17 protein-coding genes and 1 other RNA gene are annotated in these 18,812 nt (G+C 44.8%); 8 read left to right on the top strand and 10 right to left on the bottom strand.

All coding sequences use genetic code 11. The features are described 5' to 3' along the window. Window positions 1-264: 264 nt before the first annotated feature. Entirely contained in the window at window positions 265-471 is a 207-nt protein-coding gene (locus tag AB8613_RS11115; RefSeq protein WP_009847660.1) for a DUF1107 domain-containing protein, read from the top strand. Between the two features lie 99 nt (window positions 472-570). On the opposite strand, the gene AB8613_RS11110 is transcribed toward AB8613_RS11115, so the two are convergent. Genes AB8613_RS11110 through AB8613_RS11100 form a run of 3 tightly spaced genes read right to left on the bottom strand, consistent with a single transcriptional unit; the run spans window position 571 to window position 3,584 of the window. Then, window positions 571-1,794 carry an FAD-dependent 2-octaprenylphenol hydroxylase gene (locus AB8613_RS11110; RefSeq protein WP_123285262.1) on the bottom strand — a complete coding sequence of 408 codons (1,224 nt, stop codon included), beginning with the start codon at window positions 1,792-1,794 and terminating at the stop codon, window positions 571-573. A gap of 11 nt (window positions 1,795-1,805) precedes the next feature. Further along, on the bottom strand, window positions 1,806-2,984 hold the full coding sequence (gene ubiH, locus AB8613_RS11105) for a 2-octaprenyl-6-methoxyphenyl hydroxylase (protein WP_123285263.1): 1,179 nt from the start codon (window positions 2,982-2,984) through the stop codon (window positions 1,806-1,808). Window positions 2,985-3,008: 24 nt separating this feature from the next. Then, window positions 3,009-3,584 (bottom strand): YecA family protein, encoded by a 576-nt coding sequence (locus tag AB8613_RS11100; RefSeq protein WP_019826273.1) that lies wholly within the window; start codon window positions 3,582-3,584, stop codon window positions 3,009-3,011. A gap of 308 nt (window positions 3,585-3,892) precedes the next feature. Here AB8613_RS11100 and zapA point away from each other — a divergent pair, with 308 nt between their 5' ends. The 5 genes from zapA (at window position 3,893) to serA (ending at window position 7,247) form a co-directional block, all read left to right on the top strand. Continuing rightward, window positions 3,893-4,201, top strand: coding sequence for a cell division protein ZapA (gene zapA / locus AB8613_RS11095; RefSeq protein ID WP_004735366.1), 309 nt, complete (start codon window positions 3,893-3,895; stop codon window positions 4,199-4,201). A gap of 11 nt (window positions 4,202-4,212) precedes the next feature. Next, window positions 4,213-4,395: non-coding RNA, 6S RNA (ssrS, locus tag AB8613_RS11090), on the top strand. A gap of 6 nt (window positions 4,396-4,401) precedes the next feature. Continuing rightward, window positions 4,402-5,001: a 5-formyltetrahydrofolate cyclo-ligase gene (locus tag AB8613_RS11085; RefSeq protein ID WP_123924172.1), complete on the top strand. Its 600-nt coding sequence runs from the start codon at window positions 4,402-4,404 to the stop codon at window positions 4,999-5,001. Window positions 5,002-5,102: 101 nt separating this feature from the next. Further along, window positions 5,103-5,759, top strand: a complete 657-nt coding sequence (gene rpiA, locus AB8613_RS11080) for a ribose-5-phosphate isomerase RpiA (protein ID WP_048605825.1) — start codon at window positions 5,103-5,105, stop codon at window positions 5,757-5,759. A gap of 258 nt (window positions 5,760-6,017) precedes the next feature. Beyond that, window positions 6,018-7,247, top strand: coding sequence for a phosphoglycerate dehydrogenase (gene serA / locus AB8613_RS11075; RefSeq protein ID WP_050646169.1), 1,230 nt, complete (start codon window positions 6,018-6,020; stop codon window positions 7,245-7,247). Between the two features lie 112 nt (window positions 7,248-7,359). Here serA and AB8613_RS11070 read toward each other — a convergent pair whose 3' ends face one another. Both AB8613_RS11070 and AB8613_RS11065 read right to left on the bottom strand, forming a co-directional pair. Continuing rightward, window positions 7,360-8,073: an oxidative stress defense protein gene (locus tag AB8613_RS11070; RefSeq protein WP_048611414.1), complete on the bottom strand. Its 714-nt coding sequence runs from the start codon at window positions 8,071-8,073 to the stop codon at window positions 7,360-7,362. Window positions 8,074-8,184: 111 nt separating this feature from the next. Further along, window positions 8,185-9,081, bottom strand: a complete 897-nt coding sequence (locus AB8613_RS11065) for a LysR family transcriptional regulator ArgP (RefSeq protein ID WP_055319632.1) — start codon at window positions 9,079-9,081, stop codon at window positions 8,185-8,187. Between the two features lie 142 nt (window positions 9,082-9,223). On the opposite strand from AB8613_RS11065, the gene AB8613_RS11060 reads away from it, so the two are divergent. Further along, complete coding sequence (locus tag AB8613_RS11060; protein ID WP_372383820.1) at window positions 9,224-9,853, top strand: LysE/ArgO family amino acid transporter; 630 nt, start codon at window positions 9,224-9,226, stop codon at window positions 9,851-9,853. A gap of 82 nt (window positions 9,854-9,935) precedes the next feature. Here AB8613_RS11060 and mscS read toward each other — a convergent pair whose 3' ends face one another. From mscS to tkt, 5 genes are all read right to left on the bottom strand, one after another. Next, entirely contained in the window at window positions 9,936-10,802 is an 867-nt protein-coding gene (gene mscS, locus AB8613_RS11055) for a small-conductance mechanosensitive channel MscS (RefSeq protein WP_146490594.1), read from the bottom strand. Window positions 10,803-11,179: 377 nt separating this feature from the next. Further along, window positions 11,180-12,256, bottom strand: a complete 1,077-nt coding sequence (gene fbaA, locus AB8613_RS11050; protein ID WP_010435694.1) for a class II fructose-bisphosphate aldolase — start codon at window positions 12,254-12,256, stop codon at window positions 11,180-11,182. A gap of 155 nt (window positions 12,257-12,411) precedes the next feature. Further along, complete coding sequence (locus tag AB8613_RS11045; protein WP_048659410.1) at window positions 12,412-13,575, bottom strand: phosphoglycerate kinase; 1,164 nt, start codon at window positions 13,573-13,575, stop codon at window positions 12,412-12,414. 166 nt (window positions 13,576-13,741) lie between these two features. Beyond that, entirely contained in the window at window positions 13,742-14,791 is a 1,050-nt protein-coding gene (gene epd / locus AB8613_RS11040) for an erythrose-4-phosphate dehydrogenase (RefSeq protein ID WP_032545610.1), read from the bottom strand. 214 nt (window positions 14,792-15,005) lie between these two features. Further along, on the bottom strand, window positions 15,006-17,000 hold the full coding sequence (tkt, locus tag AB8613_RS11035) for a transketolase (protein ID WP_372383819.1): 1,995 nt from the start codon (window positions 16,998-17,000) through the stop codon (window positions 15,006-15,008). Window positions 17,001-17,357: 357 nt separating this feature from the next. Between tkt and metK the strand changes: the two genes are divergently transcribed. Then, complete coding sequence (metK, locus tag AB8613_RS11030; protein WP_017062234.1) at window positions 17,358-18,512, top strand: methionine adenosyltransferase; 1,155 nt, start codon at window positions 17,358-17,360, stop codon at window positions 18,510-18,512. The last annotated feature ends 300 nt before the right edge of the window (window positions 18,513-18,812 follow it).

Genomic DNA, 18,812 nt, shown 5'->3' with positions numbered 1-18,812 from the left:
AAACAAAAAAATCCCGCCTATTCTTATACTTGTAACATTATCACTGCTTAATACCGAACAGGAAAGTTCACGGCAGTTCACTACTCAGTATTATTTTGGGGAGGAGCTCACGTAAAAATAGATATTTACTGAAGAAAGTGCTTAGAACAGCACAAATATCTAATTAACGTCAACTCTACTGCATATTACTCCATGCTTATCACAATTATTATCTCGGAGTTTTTCTATAATATGCAGGCTAGGTAAATATAAGGATAATTAAGAATGAGACTGTTTAAGCGCTATACACCGAGTATGATTGCTAAACATGTAAGTCGACTTTTCAAAGGACGAATCTACATTTACGGCGTAGGAAAATTTGAGTTTGATAACGGTAAGCTAGTGCTACCAGACCGAGCAGAAAAACGTCACTTTCAAACAGTGAAAGAAATAAATAGTGAAATCATGAAACTGCGCTGCGCGTACGCATGACCTGATTACCTACAGAATTAAAAACAAAAAGGGTTGGCATAATGCCAACCCTTTTTTCGTATCAATGATGATTCGATAAATCACCAGAACACTATGTCACTATCTATGAGTCACTGGTCGCTTAGCTAAGTCAGGAAGATTACCTGACAAACCCAGTGCGCGCTTCATGATCTCATCTTTCGCACCCGGTAATTGGCCAGCAAGCTTCATACCGATACCACGAATCAGCTTCTTAGCTGGGTTATCGCCTTCAAACAGATCTTTAAAGCCCTGCATTGAAGCTATCATCTTCGCAGCCTCTGCTTTTCTCCAGCGCTCGTAGCCGCGAAGATTACGCTTGGTGCCAATGTCCTCACCCGCAGACCATAGCTTTAACAGCTCTTGTGCTAAGCTTGCTGCGTCTAATAAGCCAAGGTTAACGCCCTGCCCTGCTAATGGATGAATGGTATGAGCAGCATCACCAACCAAAGCCACACGCTCTACCGCAAAGTCACGCGCATAACGCATGCGTAGTGGGAAGGCAAAACGCTCACCAACCACTTCGCACAGTCCGAGCTTTGAGTCGAACTCTGACGTTAGCTGTTTATTAAAATCAGCATCTGACATTGATACAAGCTTCTCGGCACGATTAGGCTCCGTAGACCAAACAATCGAGCTCATGTGGCTTGGTTGCATTGGTAGGAATGCCAATGGGCCTTGAGGTGTGAATATTTGACGAGCAACGCTGTGGTGCGGCTCTGTGGTTTTGATGTTCGCGACAATCGCACTGTGGCCGTAATCCCAATGTGTTAATGGGATATCTTGCTGCTTACGAACCCAAGAGTTTGCGCCATCTGCTCCAACAACCAGCTTAGCAGTCAGAGCTTGACCATTGTCCAATGTTAACCAAGCTTCACTTTCACCAATCGCCATCGTTTTACACGTTGCGGGCATATACAGGCTGACATTGTCTTGCTTCTTAACCTGATCAAGCAGCGCTAATTGAATCACACGATTTTCAACGATATGACCCAAGTTCGGCTGAGCCAAGCGTGTCGAGTCAAACTCAATACGAGCGAAGCTGTCTTGCTCCCACACTTCCATCGCTTGATATGGTGCAGCTCGTCTTTGTTCAATGCCTTGCCATGCCCCTAGGTTACGAAGAATAACTTCACTAGAACGACTCAATGCAGACACGCGTACATCAGGCAGCTCGCTCAGTCCTTCACTAGGCGCTCTGCCTTCAATGACAGCAATTCTTAGGTCACTGTCTTTCAAGGCAGCAGCAAGCGCTAGGCCAACCATGCCACCACCAACAATCGCGATATCAACACTTTGCATCATTATTTATTACCTTATCTTTCTACTAGGCCAAGCGTATGACGCAAAAGTGGACCTTTAAGTGGTGGAAGGTTATCTATTACGGCTAACCCAAGATTACGCCCAATGCGAGCGGTCATAAAATCGTTTGAGAACAGATGAACTAAGCTTGAAGTCAGCGTGATCGTTGCGTCTCTGTCTTGTTCTCTACGCTTTCTAAAGTTAACAAGACCATTGTAACGACCCACATCATCCAACTGGTGACATAACTCTTCTGCCAAGGAAGCCACATCTCGGATACCAAGGTTAAAGCCTTGCCCCGCAATTGGGTGGAGCGTTTGAGCGGCATTGCCAACAATAGCAAATCGATGAGAGATATTTTGCTGTCGATGACGAAGAATCAGTGGGTAACTAGCACGCTTGCCGACTTTCTCTAGTCGACCCAATCGCCAGCCAAAATCGTTCTGCAGCTGCTCAAGAAATTCGTTGTCGTTTAGCGTCATCACTTTTTGTGCTTGCTCTGGTGTCAAACACCAAACCAGCGATAAACGGTTGTCACTCATCGGTAATAGAGCAACTGGCCCATGGTGAGTAAAACGCTCAAATGCGCGACCTTGGTGAGGTTCACTCGCCACGATATTGGCAATCACAGCAACTTGCTCAAAGTCGTGCTCACTCAATGAGATATTGAGCTGTTGGCAACAGGTTGAGATTGCACCATCAGCTGCAACCAATAACTTAGTCGTTATGGTTTGCCCACTTGTCAGTTCAATCGTCGTCAACGCTTCTTCACGTTCAACTTTACTGACAGACTCAGGGCAAAGCATGGTAATTGCCGCTTCTGATTCAAGTTTCTGTTGATAGATTCGCCCCACATCGGCTAACTCGACCACGTAGCCAAGCGCATCTACAGCAAGCTCTTCACTGTAGATGTCTGTCATTCCGGCATGTCCTCTATCCGAAACATGGATATCTTTAATCGGGGTCGCTACTGGAGCGATAGATTGCCACAACTGCAAAGAATCCAGGATCTGCACCGTGCCATAGGACAAAGCAATCGAACGAGAATCAAACCCTGGATGAGCTTGATGATCAACCTGATAAGGCTCCACTACCGCAATCGACAATGAACCTTGGCTTAGGTGATTCAAAGCAAGGGCTAAGGTTGCCCCTGCCATTGCGCCACCAGCAATTACAACATCATACTGAGCCATCATAACCTCAAACCGGCCAACTAATTAATGAATGGTTGGCGCCGCATCTTCAGATGGGCGTGCACCGAATTCAGCATGAATCGTTAGTGCACACGCTTTTACGTGCTCAATAACGTGTTCTAGAAGTTGTGCTTGCTCTTCCAGATCATCTTCTTCATCAATGCCTAGCTTCGCCATCTCTTCAAGATCCGCCAACGCTTCTTTGGTGCCTTCAGACGCTTTGTTCAATTGAGCCCCAACAAGCCCCAAACCAGAAATGAAATGGTTAATCCAATCAGACACACCATCAGCAAGATCAAACACGCTCGCGCTTGCATCTTCATCCGGCAGTAACATAGACAGTTCCATACCTGAGCCTGTGATTTCACTGGTTGTAACTTTCAATGTTGCTTCCGCTAGCGTTAGCGCGCGATCTGGCCAGCCCATGCCTTCATTGGTGTAATCGAAGATCAGTGGTTGCCAGCTTTTATCTGCAAGGTTTAAGCCTCCGCTTAACATACCCGTTAATAAACCATGCATCTCAGCAGGGGTTACGGCTAGACTTGCCGATTGAAGTTCAGTCGCAACCGTTAGGTAGTCAGGTAAAGTAGTTTCGCTCATCAGATAGCTCGCTCAGTTATTCTTTATATCGATAGTATAATCGTACCACTTCACCCCAATTCTGGTAAGCATCGATCCCCAGCAATTGAAGGATGACTGACTATCAATTGTTCAATTTGCTGAATTACTGTGTGCTCAAGCTCTCATTTACAAACAGTCACTCTGAAAAGCTTGAATCTTAATAGCGGTTTACCTATAGTTTCTCCCTCAGAGGAGATTGCTTCCTCATCGGTACTTGCACTTTTTCTTTCTCAAAAAATGGCGAAGGGCAACAGCCTTAAAATAGCGCGTTAAAGAGTTCATCCATCATGAGTAATCAAGCGGTAGACGTTGAAATATTAGGAAAACTGACTCGAGTGAATTGTCCACCTGGGCAAGAAGAGTCATTGATTGCAGCGGCGGCCGATCTTGATAATCGATTGAAAGAGATGGCTGAACGTACTAAGGTAACCAATGAAGTGAAGCTGCTAACGATCGCAGCTCTGAATATTTGTTATGAGCTACAAACCAAGAAGTTTGAAGCAAACGACGAACAAAACGCACTGACCGAGCGAATGGAACAGCTCACGACATCACTTTCAGATGTCCTCAGTAAAGTTAAGCACGGACAGCAATAGCGTACACAAAATTTACCCTGGAGTGTTTGTCAGAGGATTCACGTCCCCGAGCCGATAAGCAATCCCTAAGGGTTAGTACTTGAGTGCTATTGAGCATGCTCGGTCCGCCGAGAAGCCTACGGTAATCATTGCTGATCCGCCTTGAACTCGCTGGTTCAAGGGCCATCTATTCTCAACGGCACTTTGGGGTATCCCTTCTTATGAAGACGCTCACACGCAGCGAATTTCGCAAACAGATCCGTATCAAGCGCAATGCCTTATCTGGCGACCAACAAACTCAATCCGGTATAGACTTAGTTAAGCAGTGTTCTCAACTCAATGAGATTCAGTCTGCTCAGCATATCGCTCTTTATATTTCCATTGATGGCGAACTCGATACCCAGCCTTTAATCGAATGGTTATGGGCGCAAGGTAAGCAAACTTATTTACCAGTATTGCACCCCTTCTCTGCCGGACACTTGCTGTTTCTGCACTACTCGCCAACAACACCGACGGTCTTGAATAAATACGGTATTGTCGAACCTCAGCTCAATCAGATGCTGGTTAAACCTTGCCAGCAACTCGACCTTATTCTTACGCCCCTTGTCGGCTTTGACTCTCAAGGGCATCGCTTAGGCATGGGCGGCGGATATTACGATCGCACCTTGGCGAAGTGGTTCGAGACGGGCAATGGCGCAACACCTATTGGCCTTGCTCACGATTGCCAACATGTCGATCGCTTACCAATTGAAGGTTGGGACATTCCGTTACCTAAAATCGTGACTCCGAGTAAAACTTGGCAATGGGAAAACAACCATTAAAGCGCTATAATCTCGCCGCAAACGTTAACCTCGATACCAAACGTTAACTTCAATACGCGAACGATTAATTCAAAGCGCAAGACCTTATTCAGGAGAATGGCATGACTCAAGATGAAATGAAAAAAGCAGCTGGCTGGGCAGCACTTCAATATGTTGAAGAAGGCAGCATTGTAGGTGTAGGTACTGGCTCAACAGTAAATCACTTCATCGACGCACTTGGCACAATGAAAGACAAAATCAAAGGTGCGGTTTCAAGCTCTGTAGCCTCTACTGAAAAACTAGAAGCACTAGAAATCAAAGTATTTGAGTGCAACGACGTATTCAAATTAGACATCTATGTTGATGGCGCAGACGAAATTAACGCTTCACGCGATATGATCAAAGGCGGTGGCGCAGCTTTGACTCGTGAAAAAATCGTAGCGGCTATCTCTGATAAGTTTGTGTGTATTGTTGACGGTACTAAAGCCGTTGATGTGTTGGGTAAATTCCCACTACCGGTTGAAGTAATCCCAATGGCACGCTCGTACGTTGCTCGTGAATTGGTTAAGCTTGGTGGTGACCCAGTTTACCGCGAAGGCTGCACAACAGATAACGGCAACGTGATCCTAGATGTGTACGGCATGGCGATCGAAAACCCGAAACAACTAGAAGATATCATCAATGGTATTGCTGGTGTGGTAACGGTTGGTCTGTTCGCTCACCGTGGCGCTGATGTGGTTATCACTGGCACGCCTGAAGGTGCAAAAATCGAAGAATAAATAATGGAAGATTGAGTTTTTCTGTTACTTCATTACATACGGTGCCCTAGGGCGCCGTTTTTTTTGCTTTATTGCTGTAAAATTATGTCTTATTCCGTAATTTTCTTACCCAAAACATTTTTTTGTTACTTTATTGTTCAGAAGACGCACAGGGAAAACGTTTGTCTCCTAACAAAGTGGTGAATTTGTTCCCCTTTCAGCCATTTTGTAGCACGTGCGCCGCATTTGCCCAACCTTTCCATTTTAAGGACGAGAACAATGGCCAAAGTTTCACTGGAAAAAGAAAAAATAAAAATTCTACTTCTAGAAGGTCTTCACCCTTCTTCTGTAGAAGTACTGCAAGCCGCTGGTTACACAAACATTGAGTACCACAAAGGCTCGCTACCGGAAGATGAACTTCTTGAAGCAGTTAAAGATGCTCACTTCATTGGTATTCGTTCTCGCACTAACATCTCCCAAGAAGTTATTGATGCAGCTGAAAAACTGGTTGCTGTTGGTTGTTTCTGTATTGGTACTAACCAAGTCAACCTTCAAGCAGCAGCAAAACGCGGTATCCCCGTGTTCAACGCACCGTTCTCAAACACTCGAAGCGTTGCTGAGCTCGTTCTTGGTCAGATTTTATTACTACTACGTGGCATTCCAGAAAAGAACGCCCTTGCTCACCGTGGTATCTGGAAAAAGAGTGCAGACAACTCTTACGAAGCTCGTGGTAAGCGTTTAGGTATTATAGGTTACGGTCATATCGGTACTCAGCTGGGTATTATTGCGGAAAACCTTGGTATGCGCGTTTACTTCTACGACATTGAAAACAAACTGTCTTTGGGTAACGCTACGCAAGTTCATACCATGACGGAACTGCTGAACAAGTGTGACGTAATCTCTTTGCACGTCCCTGAAACCAACGAAACAAAAGACATGATGGGTAAGGAAGAATTCGAGCGCATGAAGCCTGGTTCTATCTTTATCAACGCAGCTCGTGGCACGGTAGTCGATATTCCTGCTCTGTGTGGCGCTCTGGAGTCTGGTCACCTTGCTGGTGCGGCTATTGACGTTTTTCCAACAGAACCCAAAACCAATGCAGACCCGTTTGAGTCGCCATTAATGCAGTTCGATAACGTAATCCTAACGCCTCACGTGGGTGGTTCAACTCAAGAAGCACAAGAGAACATTGGTGTTGAAGTTGCTGGAAAATTAGCAAAATACTCTGATAACGGCTCTACACTATCAAGTGTTAACTTCCCAGAGGTATCACTACCACTGCATACTGGCACGTCTCGTTTATTACACATCCACGAAAACCGCCCAGGTATCCTAACTCAGATCAACACCATCTTCGCTGAAGAAGGGATCAACATCGCGGGTCAGTACCTACAGACTGCGGCTGATATGGGTTATGTAGTTATTGATGTAGAAGCCGACCGTTCTGAAGAAGCGCTACTTAAATTGAAAGAGATCGAAGGCACAATCCGCGCTCGTCTACTTCACTAAGTATCGAAGTCTATATACATAAAAAAGGCTCTCATAATGAGAGCCTTTTTAGTATTTGGCCTATCGTAGGTAATTAGATCATCATGATCCAAAACCTACTGTAGCCTTGTTATTACTCTTCGATCTGATAGATCACATTTACGCGATCACGAATGGTGATCGTTGAGTCTTCATAAGAGTTCGATTCTGTTCTTGCATCCATCGCCATTGAACGCATGAGCACTGGCTGAGAAGATTGTGCGTTATAGTCCACGCGCCATACATCACCTAGTTCACGCTCAAAACCACTCGCTAATGATTTAGCTTTTGATGTCGCATCTTTAATGGCTTCTAAGCGCGCTTGCTCTTGATACTTAGCTTGGTCGCGAACTTGAAGCTGGATGTTATCGATCTGATTAATGCCCTGGCCGATAGCAATATCCATATACTCGTTTAGATTGGCGAGTTCATTCACTTGAACGGTCACATTACGCGAGGCGCGGTAGCCAACCAGTTCCGGTTTACCATCTTTTGGATAGTGGTATTGAGGAGATAAATACAGGTTCGAGCTGTGTACACTCGCCTCATCGACACCCGCTTGGTGCAGCTTATTTAGAAAGCCCGTTACCACTTTATCAACAGTATTTTTAGCCTGTTCAGCGGTCATCGTCGATTCCACGACTCTCACAGAAAATGTCGCCATATCTGGTGTCGCGATCACTTCACCATAGCCTGTCGTTGAAATATGCGGAAAGGATGGAGAGTCTGCCAATGATGGAAAACTCACAGCACTCAACGCCGCAGTAAGAGTAAGAGACGTTGCTAACATCTTTGGTACAAGCTTCATTAGGTATGACCTATGCTAAACAAATGTACTTTCATCATAGAGCAATTTATCGTTTAGCCAATCCAGAGCACGCACTTCTAACAGAACTTTGACGCTGAAAAAACCAACAGCTTACTGAGGTAAGTGATTGTGAGCAAAACTTAATATCGCTTGGGATACCTCTTTTAACATCCCACTTTCGAGCTGCCAATGGTGCCAATAGATGCGATAAGACAGCAGAAAGCCAGGGGTAATATCAATCAGAGCACCAGACTCTAGCTCGTCGATGATCTGTAATCGAGGAATCAGACAGTAGGCAACCCCCGATAATGCTAAGCGCACGAATGCTTCTGAACTGCCGACTGTATGATTGATCACACTGTCTCTCGGTACGTTAAAATGATCATGCAGAAACTTCTTATGCAGATCATCGTATTGATCATAGGAAACCGCAGGCGCTTTGCTTAAAGTGGCGTAGTTTACGCCCTCTGCAAAGTAACGCTGATGAAAATCAGGGCTAGCCACACACACATAATCCATCCTACCAAGATAGTCGGCACTGCAGCCTGGAATCGCTTGAGACTCCAAACTGATTGCACCTGCCACCTCGCCACTTTTTATCTTTTCAATGGTTCTCGACTCACCATGAATCGCGAGGTTCAACTCGACTTGGCGAGATTTCATCACATCCGACAAAGCCGGTAGCAGCCATGTCGCCAAACTATCAGCGTTGGTGGCTATGGATATAGATAGTGGCTGAGTTCCTTCTTCATTCATCAACTCAGGTACAAGTTCGTGCTCTAACAACCGAACACGACGATATAAGCCCAGCAATTTTTTACCCGCAGGCGTTGGCCTAGGCGGGCTTTCTCTCACTAAAGCAGGCTGAGCCAACCACTTTTCCAGCTGTTTGATGCGCTGAGATATCGCCGACTGGGATATATATAACTGCTCAGCAGCCCTTTCGAAGCCACGTTGTTTTACTACGGCATCCAGTGCTTCTATCCATTTATAATCCAATCCGCGCATCAATTTGCTTCCTTTTTAAGCTATCTCACCACCACATTAGCAACTCTAATAATAGATTAAAATCATTAATTATACTTATTTAAAGGGGCGGAGTATCTTCGCCATATAGCACGTAAATATCGTTAAATAAGTGGAGGTTAAAATGAGTTTTTGGGTTTTATTACAAGGTTTTGGTCTAGGGGCAAGCATGATTATCCCTATTGGCGCTCAGAATGCGTACGTCCTAAATCAAGGGATAAAGCGCAACCACCATTTAACCACCGCGACAATCTGTAGCCTGCTCGATACCCTGTTTATCTCATTGGGTATCTTTGGTGGCGGTGCGATTCTGTCGCGAAATGAATTGCTACTCACCTCAGTGACGTTAGGCGGCATCGCTTTTCTAACCGTGTATGGTTTGTTATCACTGCGCAGTGCCTTTAAAGCACCCTCAAGCGAGGAGTCGAAAGGAGAGATACTGGCTCGCGGTAAGCGCACCGTTATTTTGGGTGCATTGGCGGTTACAGTATTAAACCCTCACCTCTATTTGGATACCGTGGTGATTCTTGGATCGATTGGCGGGCAGTTTGAAGGTAACGACAGAATTGCGTTTGCTATCGGGACCATCTTAGCTTCGTTCGTCTGGTTTTATTCTTTGTCATTGGGCGCAGCAAAGCTAGGTCCAACACTATCTAAACCGAATGTTAAGAAAGGCATTGATATCGCAGTAGCAACTATGATGTTTGCTATCGCAGCGGTACTCGCCAATGGACTTATTGAGCAGTATTGGTAGAAATAATCTGAAAATATAGCTCCAAGAAAAAAGGCGGATAACCTAAGTTATCCGCCTTTTTATTCAACTTGTCGAAGCTTTATTAGCCCTCAACTTTGTTCATGTGAACATCCATTTGTGGGAATGGAATTTCGATACCCTCTTTATCCAAGCCTTCTTTGATTGCTTGCATTAAGTCGAAGTAAACATTCCAGTACTCTGCAGTGCTAACCCATGGGCGAACCACGAAGTTAACTGAAGAGTCAGCAAGGGTGTGAACACCTACTTGAACGCCTGGTTCTTTCAACACGCGCTCATCAGATTCACAGATCTTAGTCAGTAGTTCTTTGGTCTTTTGTAGATCAGCACCATAAGAAACACCGATCATTAGGTCGATACGACGCGTGTCATGACGAGAGTAGTTCGTGATTGGGCTGCCGATAACGCTGCCGTTTGGTACCACAACCATTTTGTTATCAGGTGTTGTTAGAACAGTTTGGAAGATTTGAATTGAATCAACTGAACCCGCTACACCACCGATTTCCACGTAGTCACCAGACTTGAATGGACGGAATGCAACAATAAGTACACCAGCAGCAAAGTTAGATAGTGAGCCTTGCAGTGCAAGACCAACGGCTAAACCAGCCGCACCAATAACAGCAACTACAGATGCCGTTTGAACGCCTAAACGACCAAGTGCAGCAATTAAAACAATAACAAACAATAAGTAACGAACTAAACCGTGAATAAATTCCACAACCGCTCGGTCCATCTTCTTCTTCTGAAGAACCTTAGCCACGCTATTCGCTACAGCTTTAACAATTAGGTTACCAATAAATAAAATTATCAGTGCTGAAATAATATTTACGCCATATTGGATAAATAGATCTGAATTATTTGTTAACCACTGCTCTGCTTGAGATAAACCATCCACAAGCGGAGTTTCAATTACTGTCGAACTATCAGCCATAATGTGCATCCTCTATATAATATGCTATGGGCTAAACTGCCTTAAGCCTAATTTACCCTGCAATATAAGAAACAGTTCAATTACCGTTAAGTCATTGTGTTAAAAGTAAATTAAAGCCAAGTCCTTTTTATAAACTAAACCAAGTTCAGTTTTTCGGCACGATATCCTATCTTTGATAGATTGCAAAGTCATATTTATGTAAGCTTTTGAATTATTAAAACTTACCGATAAACACAAATACCGATAACTAAAAGACTACGAAATTTATTCACCGCACGCTAGGTTTTTCACATAATTAATACAAGTTTTTATCAGACATAAAAAAACCCGCTCAATGAGCGGGTTTTTAAAACTTAAAGAGTACTTAATTCAAAGAATTATAGTACGTCTACAGCGTTAAGGTCAGCAAATGCTTTCTCTAGACGAGCAACCATTGAAGCTTGACCAGCACGTAGCCATACGCGTGGATCGTAGTACTTCTTGTTTGGAGCAGCTTCGCCAGTTGGGTTGCCGATTTGACCTTGTAGGAAATCGAAGTTGTCAGCAGAGTACTGACGGATACCGTCCCAAGTTGCCCACTGTGTATCAGTATCGATGTTCATTTTGATAACACCGTAGCCGATAGACTCTTGGATTTCTGCTTCAGAAGAACCAGAACCACCGTGGAATACGAAGTTTAGAGCGTTAGGTGCGATACCGAACTTCTCTGCACAGTATGCTTGAGAATCACGTAGGATAGTTGGAGTAAGTACAACGTTACCAGCTTGGTAAACACCGTGTACGTTACCGAAAGAAGCAGCGATAGTGAAACGTGGGCTAACAGCCATTAGTTTCTCGTATGCGTATGCTACGTCTTCTGGAGAAGTGTAAAGCTCAGATGCGTCCATATCAGAGTTATCTACGCCGTCTTCTTCACCACCAGTACAACCAAGTTCGATCTCGATTGTCATGTTCATTTTAGCCATGCGCTCTAGGTACTTAGCACATGTTTCGATGTTCTCTTCTAGAGACTCTTCAGAAAGGTCTAGCATGTGAGAAGAGAATAGAGGCTTACCAGTTTGTGCGAAGAACTCTTCACCAGCGTCTAGTAGACCGTCGATCCATGGAAGAAGTTTCTTAGCAGCGTGGTCAGTGTGTAGAATAACTGGAACACCGTAAGCTTCAGCTACAGCGTGTACGTATTTTGCACCAGCTACAGCGCCAAGAACTTGTGCGCCTTGACCTTCAAGTTTAACGCCTTTACCTGCGAAGAATGCAGCGCCACCGTTAGAGAACTGAACAACTACTGGAGCTTTAACTTTAGCAGCAGCTTCTAGTACTGCGTTTACAGAGTCAGTACCAACAACGTTTACAGCAGGAAGAGCAAATTTGTTTTCTTTTGCTACTTCAAATACTTTCTGTACGTCATCGCCAGAAATCACACCAGGTTTTACAAAATCGAAGATCTTAGACATGGAAATAGTCCTATTTATTCTATCGTTTTAAGATTAAAAAACTTAAGTTCAAAAACTTGCAATCGTTTGCTCACAACTTATGCCATTCTAGCAAAAAAGTGTGATATTCAGCAAACGTTAAAAGGCGAGATTCGCATCTCGCCTTTCTAAATCAATTATGCTTTAGCACGCTCTTCAAGCATTGCTACTGCAGGAAGTACTTTACCTTCAACGAACTCAAGGAAAGCGCCGCCGCCAGTAGAGATGTAAGAAACGTCAGCTTTGATACCGAACTTGTCGATAGCTGCTAGCGTGTCACCACCACCTGCTACAGAGAAACCTGCAGACTCAGCGATTGCTTTAGAGATACCCGCTGTACCCGCTTCGAAGTTTTTGAATTCGAATACGCCTACAGGGCCGTTCCAAAGGATAGTTTTTGCATTGCCGATGATTTCAGCTAGTGCTGCAGTTGAATCTGGGCCAAGGTCGAAGATCATGTCGTCGTCTTGAACTTCAGAAACGTGCTTGATTTCAGCTTCTGCGTTTTCGTCAAATGCTTTAGCACATGCAACGTCAGTCGCTACTGGGATAGCACACTCTTTCATTAGCTTTTGAGCCGTTTCAACTAGGTCAGCTTCGTACAGAGACTTACCTACGTTGTGGCCTTCAGCAGCGATGAATGTGTTCGCGATACCACCACCAACAACAAGCTGGTCAGCAATTTTAGAAAGAGATTCTAGAACTGTTAGTTTAGTAGAAACCTTAGAACCACCAACGATTGCCACTAGTGGGCGAGCTGGGTTGTCCATTGCTTTACCAAGAGCTTCAAGCTCAGCAGCTAGAAGAGGGCCAGCACATGCTACAGGAGCGTAAGTACCAACACCGTGTGTAGAAGCTTGAGCACGGTGAGCTGTACCGAATGCGTCCATCACGAAGATGTCACATAGTGCAGCGTATTGCTTAGAAAGTGCTTCTTCGTTCTTCTTCTCGCCTTTGTTAAAGCGAACGTTTTCAAGAACAACTAGTTCACCAGCGTTTAGCTCTAGGCCATTTACGTAATCTTTCGCTAGCTTAACGTCGCAGTCTAGTGCGTCGTTTAGGTAGTTAACCACAGGAGCTAGAGAGAACTCTTCGTTGTATTCGCCTTCAGTAGGACGACCAAGGTGAGAAGTAACCATAACTTTTGCGCCAGCTTCTAGGCAAAGTTTGATAGTTGGTAGAGATGCTAGGATACGTGCATCTGAAGTTACTTTACCGTCTTTTACTGGTACGTTTAGGTCAGCACGGATAAATACGCGTTTACCTGCAAGTTCCAGGTCAGTCATCTTGATCACAGACATGATTTGTCCTCTCAAATTTAAATAAAAATAAAGTTTTGGAAACTCAGCAACCCTGCTAAGCCTATAAATTATTCAACTGGTAATTCTTTAACTACTAGTAATATGTGGACTCTTAGTATTTATTTCAAGCTAAAAAATAAATAATCCGCACATTTGCTTCTAGGTCTTACTTCTTGCCTTCAGAAGCTTGCATTGCGAGAACCGTATCCAGCATTCGGTTCGCAAAGCCCCATTCATTATCACACCACACTAGCATTTTTACTAAGTGGCCGTTGCTCACTCGAGTTTGTGAACCATCGACGATTGCGCTATGGGGATCGTGATTAAAGTCGATGGAAACGAGCGGCGCTTCAGTATAGTCAACTATATTGTGTAATGTACACTGGGACGCATTAACAATGGTTTGATTTACGTCATTAACTTTCACATTTGTATTAATTGTGACACTTAAATCCATCGCTGTTACGTTTACCGTTGGCACACGCACAGATATCGCTTCGAACTTGTTAGAAAATTTCGGGAAGATTCTTTCAATACCTTTATGCAATTTGGTATCGACAGGAATGATGGATTGGCTCGCAGCTCGAGTACGGCGAAGGTCGCTGTGGTACGCGTCGATCACTTGCTGATCATTCATTGAAGAGTGAATCGTTGTAATGGTACCGGACTCGATGCCAAAGGCGTCATCAAGAACCTTAATGATAGGAACAATACAGTTGGTGGTGCATGAACCGTTGGAAACGATTCGATGGTCGGCTTCGATGGTATCGTGATTCACACCATAGATAATGGTGTTATCAAGATCATTAGCACCAGGATGTGAAAACAGTACCTTTTTCGCCCCAGCAGCTATGTGCGCTAGACCGTCAGCTCGGCAACCGTAAACACCGGTACAGTCGAGTACAATATCCACCTCAAGATCACGCCAAGGCAACAACTCAATATCAGCAAGGTGCAAGATACGAATTGTGTCGAAGTCACCTTTATCTTCCGCACCAATGCCGTGATGGACATAGATGTGCTCTTGGTCGTTGGAGATCTTCTTACCGAAGCGGCCGTGACTGGTGTCGTACTGCAATAGGTGAGCCATAGCGTCAGGCTGAGCAAGCTCATTGACAGCTACTACTTTGATTTGTTGGCTTTTGCCACTTTCATAAACAGCGCGTAATACATTACGCCCTATTCTTCCAAATCCGTTTATCGCGACTTTTAGCATAGTTCCGTACATCTAACCAAAATTTCGTGCGACAGATGATAACTTAATCCTACCCAAAAGGCATTACTTGAATAACTCAGCCTACTTAGGACAGATTGTTCTGCTGCGTATAAAGATGAGTCTAGGAGAAAACAAATCCCAGAGACAAAAAACCGAGCTCAGCGCTCGGTTTTTTCCTTCATTTAACTGTTAGCACAAGGCCATCAGTCAATGATTATGCAAGAAGCTCTTTCGCAGTGTTTACTACGTTTTCAGTAGTGAAACCGAACATCTTGAATAGCTCGCCTGCTGGTGCAGATTCGCCGAACGTTGTCATACCGATGATCTTGCCACCGAAACCAACATACTTGTACCAGAAGTCAGCGATGCCAGCTTCTACTGCGATACGAGCAGTAACGTCAGATGGAAGCACAGACTTACGGTATTCAGCGTCTTGCTTATCAAACGCGTCGGTTGCAGGCATAGAAACTACGCGTACTTTCTTGCCTTCAGCTGTTAGTTCAGCAGCAGCGTTAACCGCTAGTTCAACTTCAGAACCTGTTGCGATAAGGATAAGCTCTGGCTTGCCTTCACAATCTTTCAGGATGTAACCACCCTTAGCGATGTTTGCTACTTGCTCAGCGTCACGATCTTGTTGTGCAAGATTTTGACGAGAGAAGATCAGAGATGTAGGGCCATCTTTGCGCTCGATTGCCAGTTTCCAAGCCACTGCAGACTCAACTTGGTCACATGGGCGCCATGTGCTCATGTTTGGAGTCAAACGTAGAGAAGCGATCTGCTCAACCGGTTGGTGAGTAGGACCATCTTCGCCTAGGCCGATTGAATCATGAGTGTAAACTTGGATATTCTGAACTTTCATCAGAGCAGCCATACGCATTGCGTTACGCGCGTATTCCATGAACATTAGGAATGTTGCGCCGTATGGTACGAAACCACCGTGCAGAGCGATACCGTTCATGATCGCCGTCATACCGAACTCACGTACACCGTAGTGGATGTAGTTACCAGAGAAATCAGCTGCTTCAAGAGACTTAGAACCAGACCACATGGTTAGGTTCGAAGGCGCAAGGTCAGCAGAGCCGCCCATGAACTCTGGAAGCATTTGACCAAACGCTTCTAGTGCGTTTTGAGATGCTTTACGTGAAGCGATGTTTGCTGGGTTAGCTTGAAGATCAGCAATGATTGCGTTTGCTTTCTCTTCCCACTCAGCTGGTAGTTCGCCGTTAGTACGACGTTTGAATTCTGCTGCTAGCTCAGGGTAAGCCGCTGCGTATGCGTCAAACTTAGCATTCCACGCAGCTTCTTTAGCCGCGCCTGCTTCTTTTGCATTCCACTCAGCTGCGATATCTGCTGGGATTTCGAAAGGACCGTGTTCCCAACCCAACGCAGCTTTAGTTGCTGTGATTTCATCAGCGCCTAGTGGAGCACCGTGACAGTCATGCGTACCCGCTTTGTTTGGCGAACCAAAACCGATAATAGTTTTAGTACAGATAAGTGTTGGGCGAGGATCTGCTTTAGCCGCTTCAATAGCAGCGTTGATAGCATCAGAGTCGTGACCATCTACTGCTGGGATTACATGCCAGCCGTAAGCTTCAAAACGCTTAGGTGTATCGTCAGAGAACCAACCTTCAACTTCACCATCGATAGAGATACCGTTGTCATCCCAGAAAGCAACCAGCTTACCAAGACCAAGCGTACCTGCTAGAGAACATGCTTCGTGAGAAATACCTTCCATCAGACAGCCATCACCCATGAATGCATAAGTGTAGTGGTCTACGATGTCGTGGCCTTCTTTGTTGAACTGCGCAGCCAGTGCTTTCTCAGCCATTGCCATACCAACAGCGTTAGTGATGCCTTGACCTAGAGGACCAGTCGTTGTCTCGATACCAGGAGCGTAACCGTACTCTGGGTGACCTGGAGTCTTAGAGTGCAGTTGACGGAAGTTCTTAAGGTCTTCAATTGAAAGCTCGTAACCTGCAAGGTGAAGCAGAGAGTAAATCAACATTGAGCCGTGGCCGTTAGACAGGATAAAACGGTCGCGGTCAGCCCACTCTGGGTTTGCTGGGTTGTGGTTCAAGTGGCCACGCCAAAGAACTTCAGCGATGTCAGCCATACCCATAGGTGCGCCTGGGTGGCCTGAATTTGCTTGTTGAACACCGTCCATGCTAAGTGCGCGGATTGCATTGGCTAGATCTTTACGAGAAGGCATGTCTGCTCCTGAGTACATAAGCGATTTAAAAAAGAGATAATTGCTAAAGTTTTCATTTTTATTAGCGCGGGTATTCTCTCAAACGACTATTGCTACTGCAAACGTTTTACTGGCATTTTAACGGTCATTTTTCGCAATTTTCGAACATTTACATCACTTAGCAATGGCTTACCCTGTTCAAGACGCAAACGTTTAGTTATGACATATCATAAAAAAGAGCTTGTAATTCGACCGCTGGAATTTAGAATAGCCGTCTAGATGTAGAAACACCTACAAAATATACTGTATTTAATGGCGGCGCTTCCTGACTTGCGACGCCATAAACTATTTACACCAAAAACTAAAAGTGGAGCTCTCATGGCTAAGCACCTATTCACTTCTGAATCTGTTTCAGAAGGCCATCCAGATAAAATTGCAGACCAAATCTCTGATGCTGTTCTTGATGCCATCTTGGAACAAGATCCAAAAGCACGTGTTGCTTGTGAGACTTACGTTAAAACCGGCATGGTTATGGTTGGCGGTGAAGTAACAACGTCTGCATGGGTTGATATCGAAGAAATCACTCGTGAAACAGTGCGTGAAATTGGTTACGTTCATTCTGATATGGGCTTTGACGCTGACTCTTGTGCTGTTCTTAACACCATTGGTAAGCAGTCTCCGGACATCAACCAAGGTGTTGATAAAGAAGATCCTAAAGAGCAAGGCGCAGGCGACCAAGGCATCATGTTTGGTTACGCGACTAACGAAACACCTATCCTAATGCCAGCTCCAATTACTTACTCTCACCTTCTTGTTAAGAAGCAAGCTGAAGTACGTAAGAGCGGTAAGCTTGACTTCCTTCGCCCAGATGCAAAATCTCAAGTTACGTTCCAATACGACCAAGGTAAGATCGTTGGTATCGACGCTGTTGTTCTTTCGACTCAACACTGCGATTCAGTAACAACACCTGACCTACGTGAAGCAGTAATGGAAGAGATCATTAAGCCAGTACTTCCTGCTGAGTGGATCAACAAAGACACTAACTTCTTCATCAACCCAACAGGCCGTTTCGTAATCGGTGGCCCAATGGGTGACTGTGGTCTAACTGGTCGTAAGATCATCGTTGATACCTACGGCGGCGCAGCTCGTCACGGTGGTGGTGCATTCTCTGGTAAAGATCCATCAAAAGTTGACCGTTCTGCAGCTTACGCGGCTCGTTACGTTGCTAAAAACATCGTTGCTGCTGGCATGGCCGACCGTTGCGAGATTCAACTGTCTTACGCTATCGGTGTTGCTGATCCAACATCTATCATGGTTGAAACGTTTGGTACTGAAAAAGTAGCTCACGAAATCATCATTGAAGCAGTTCGTCAAAACTTCGACCTACGTCCATACGGTCTTCAAGAGATGCTGAACCTTCTTCAGCCTATCTACAAGCAGACAGCGGCATACGGCCACTTTGGTCGCGAAGAGTTCCCTTGGGAAGCGACTGACAAAGCAGCAATCCTTGCGGACTTCGCTGGCCTAAAATAATTTAGCCACTGCGATTTGTTTCTTTAAAGCCCTTACTTCTTAGTAAGGGCTTTATTTTTATGTACTTACCGAACTCTCATTCACCATACTCTTCTCTAATACCCTTCTTTACCGTTAACCACTTAGTATAAAAAGCCACTGATAATTTGTGTTTTCTAACACTACTGACAATAGTTAAGGTAACTCCTAAGCGATCAAGCTCACATTTAACTTAAATTAATTCAGTCTGATAACGCTCGTTAAATGCACGCTAGAACAAAAACTAGGATGACAAAGAGCAATTTAGCTCAACCCCATAAC

It is taken from the genome of Vibrio sp. BS-M-Sm-2, assembly GCF_041504345.1.
GTDB classification, from domain to species: Bacteria; Pseudomonadota; Gammaproteobacteria; order Enterobacterales; family Vibrionaceae; genus Vibrio; species Vibrio satsumensis.
Note: the sequence above shows the minus strand (reverse complement) of the source record. Positions and strands in the feature narration are given on the sequence as shown.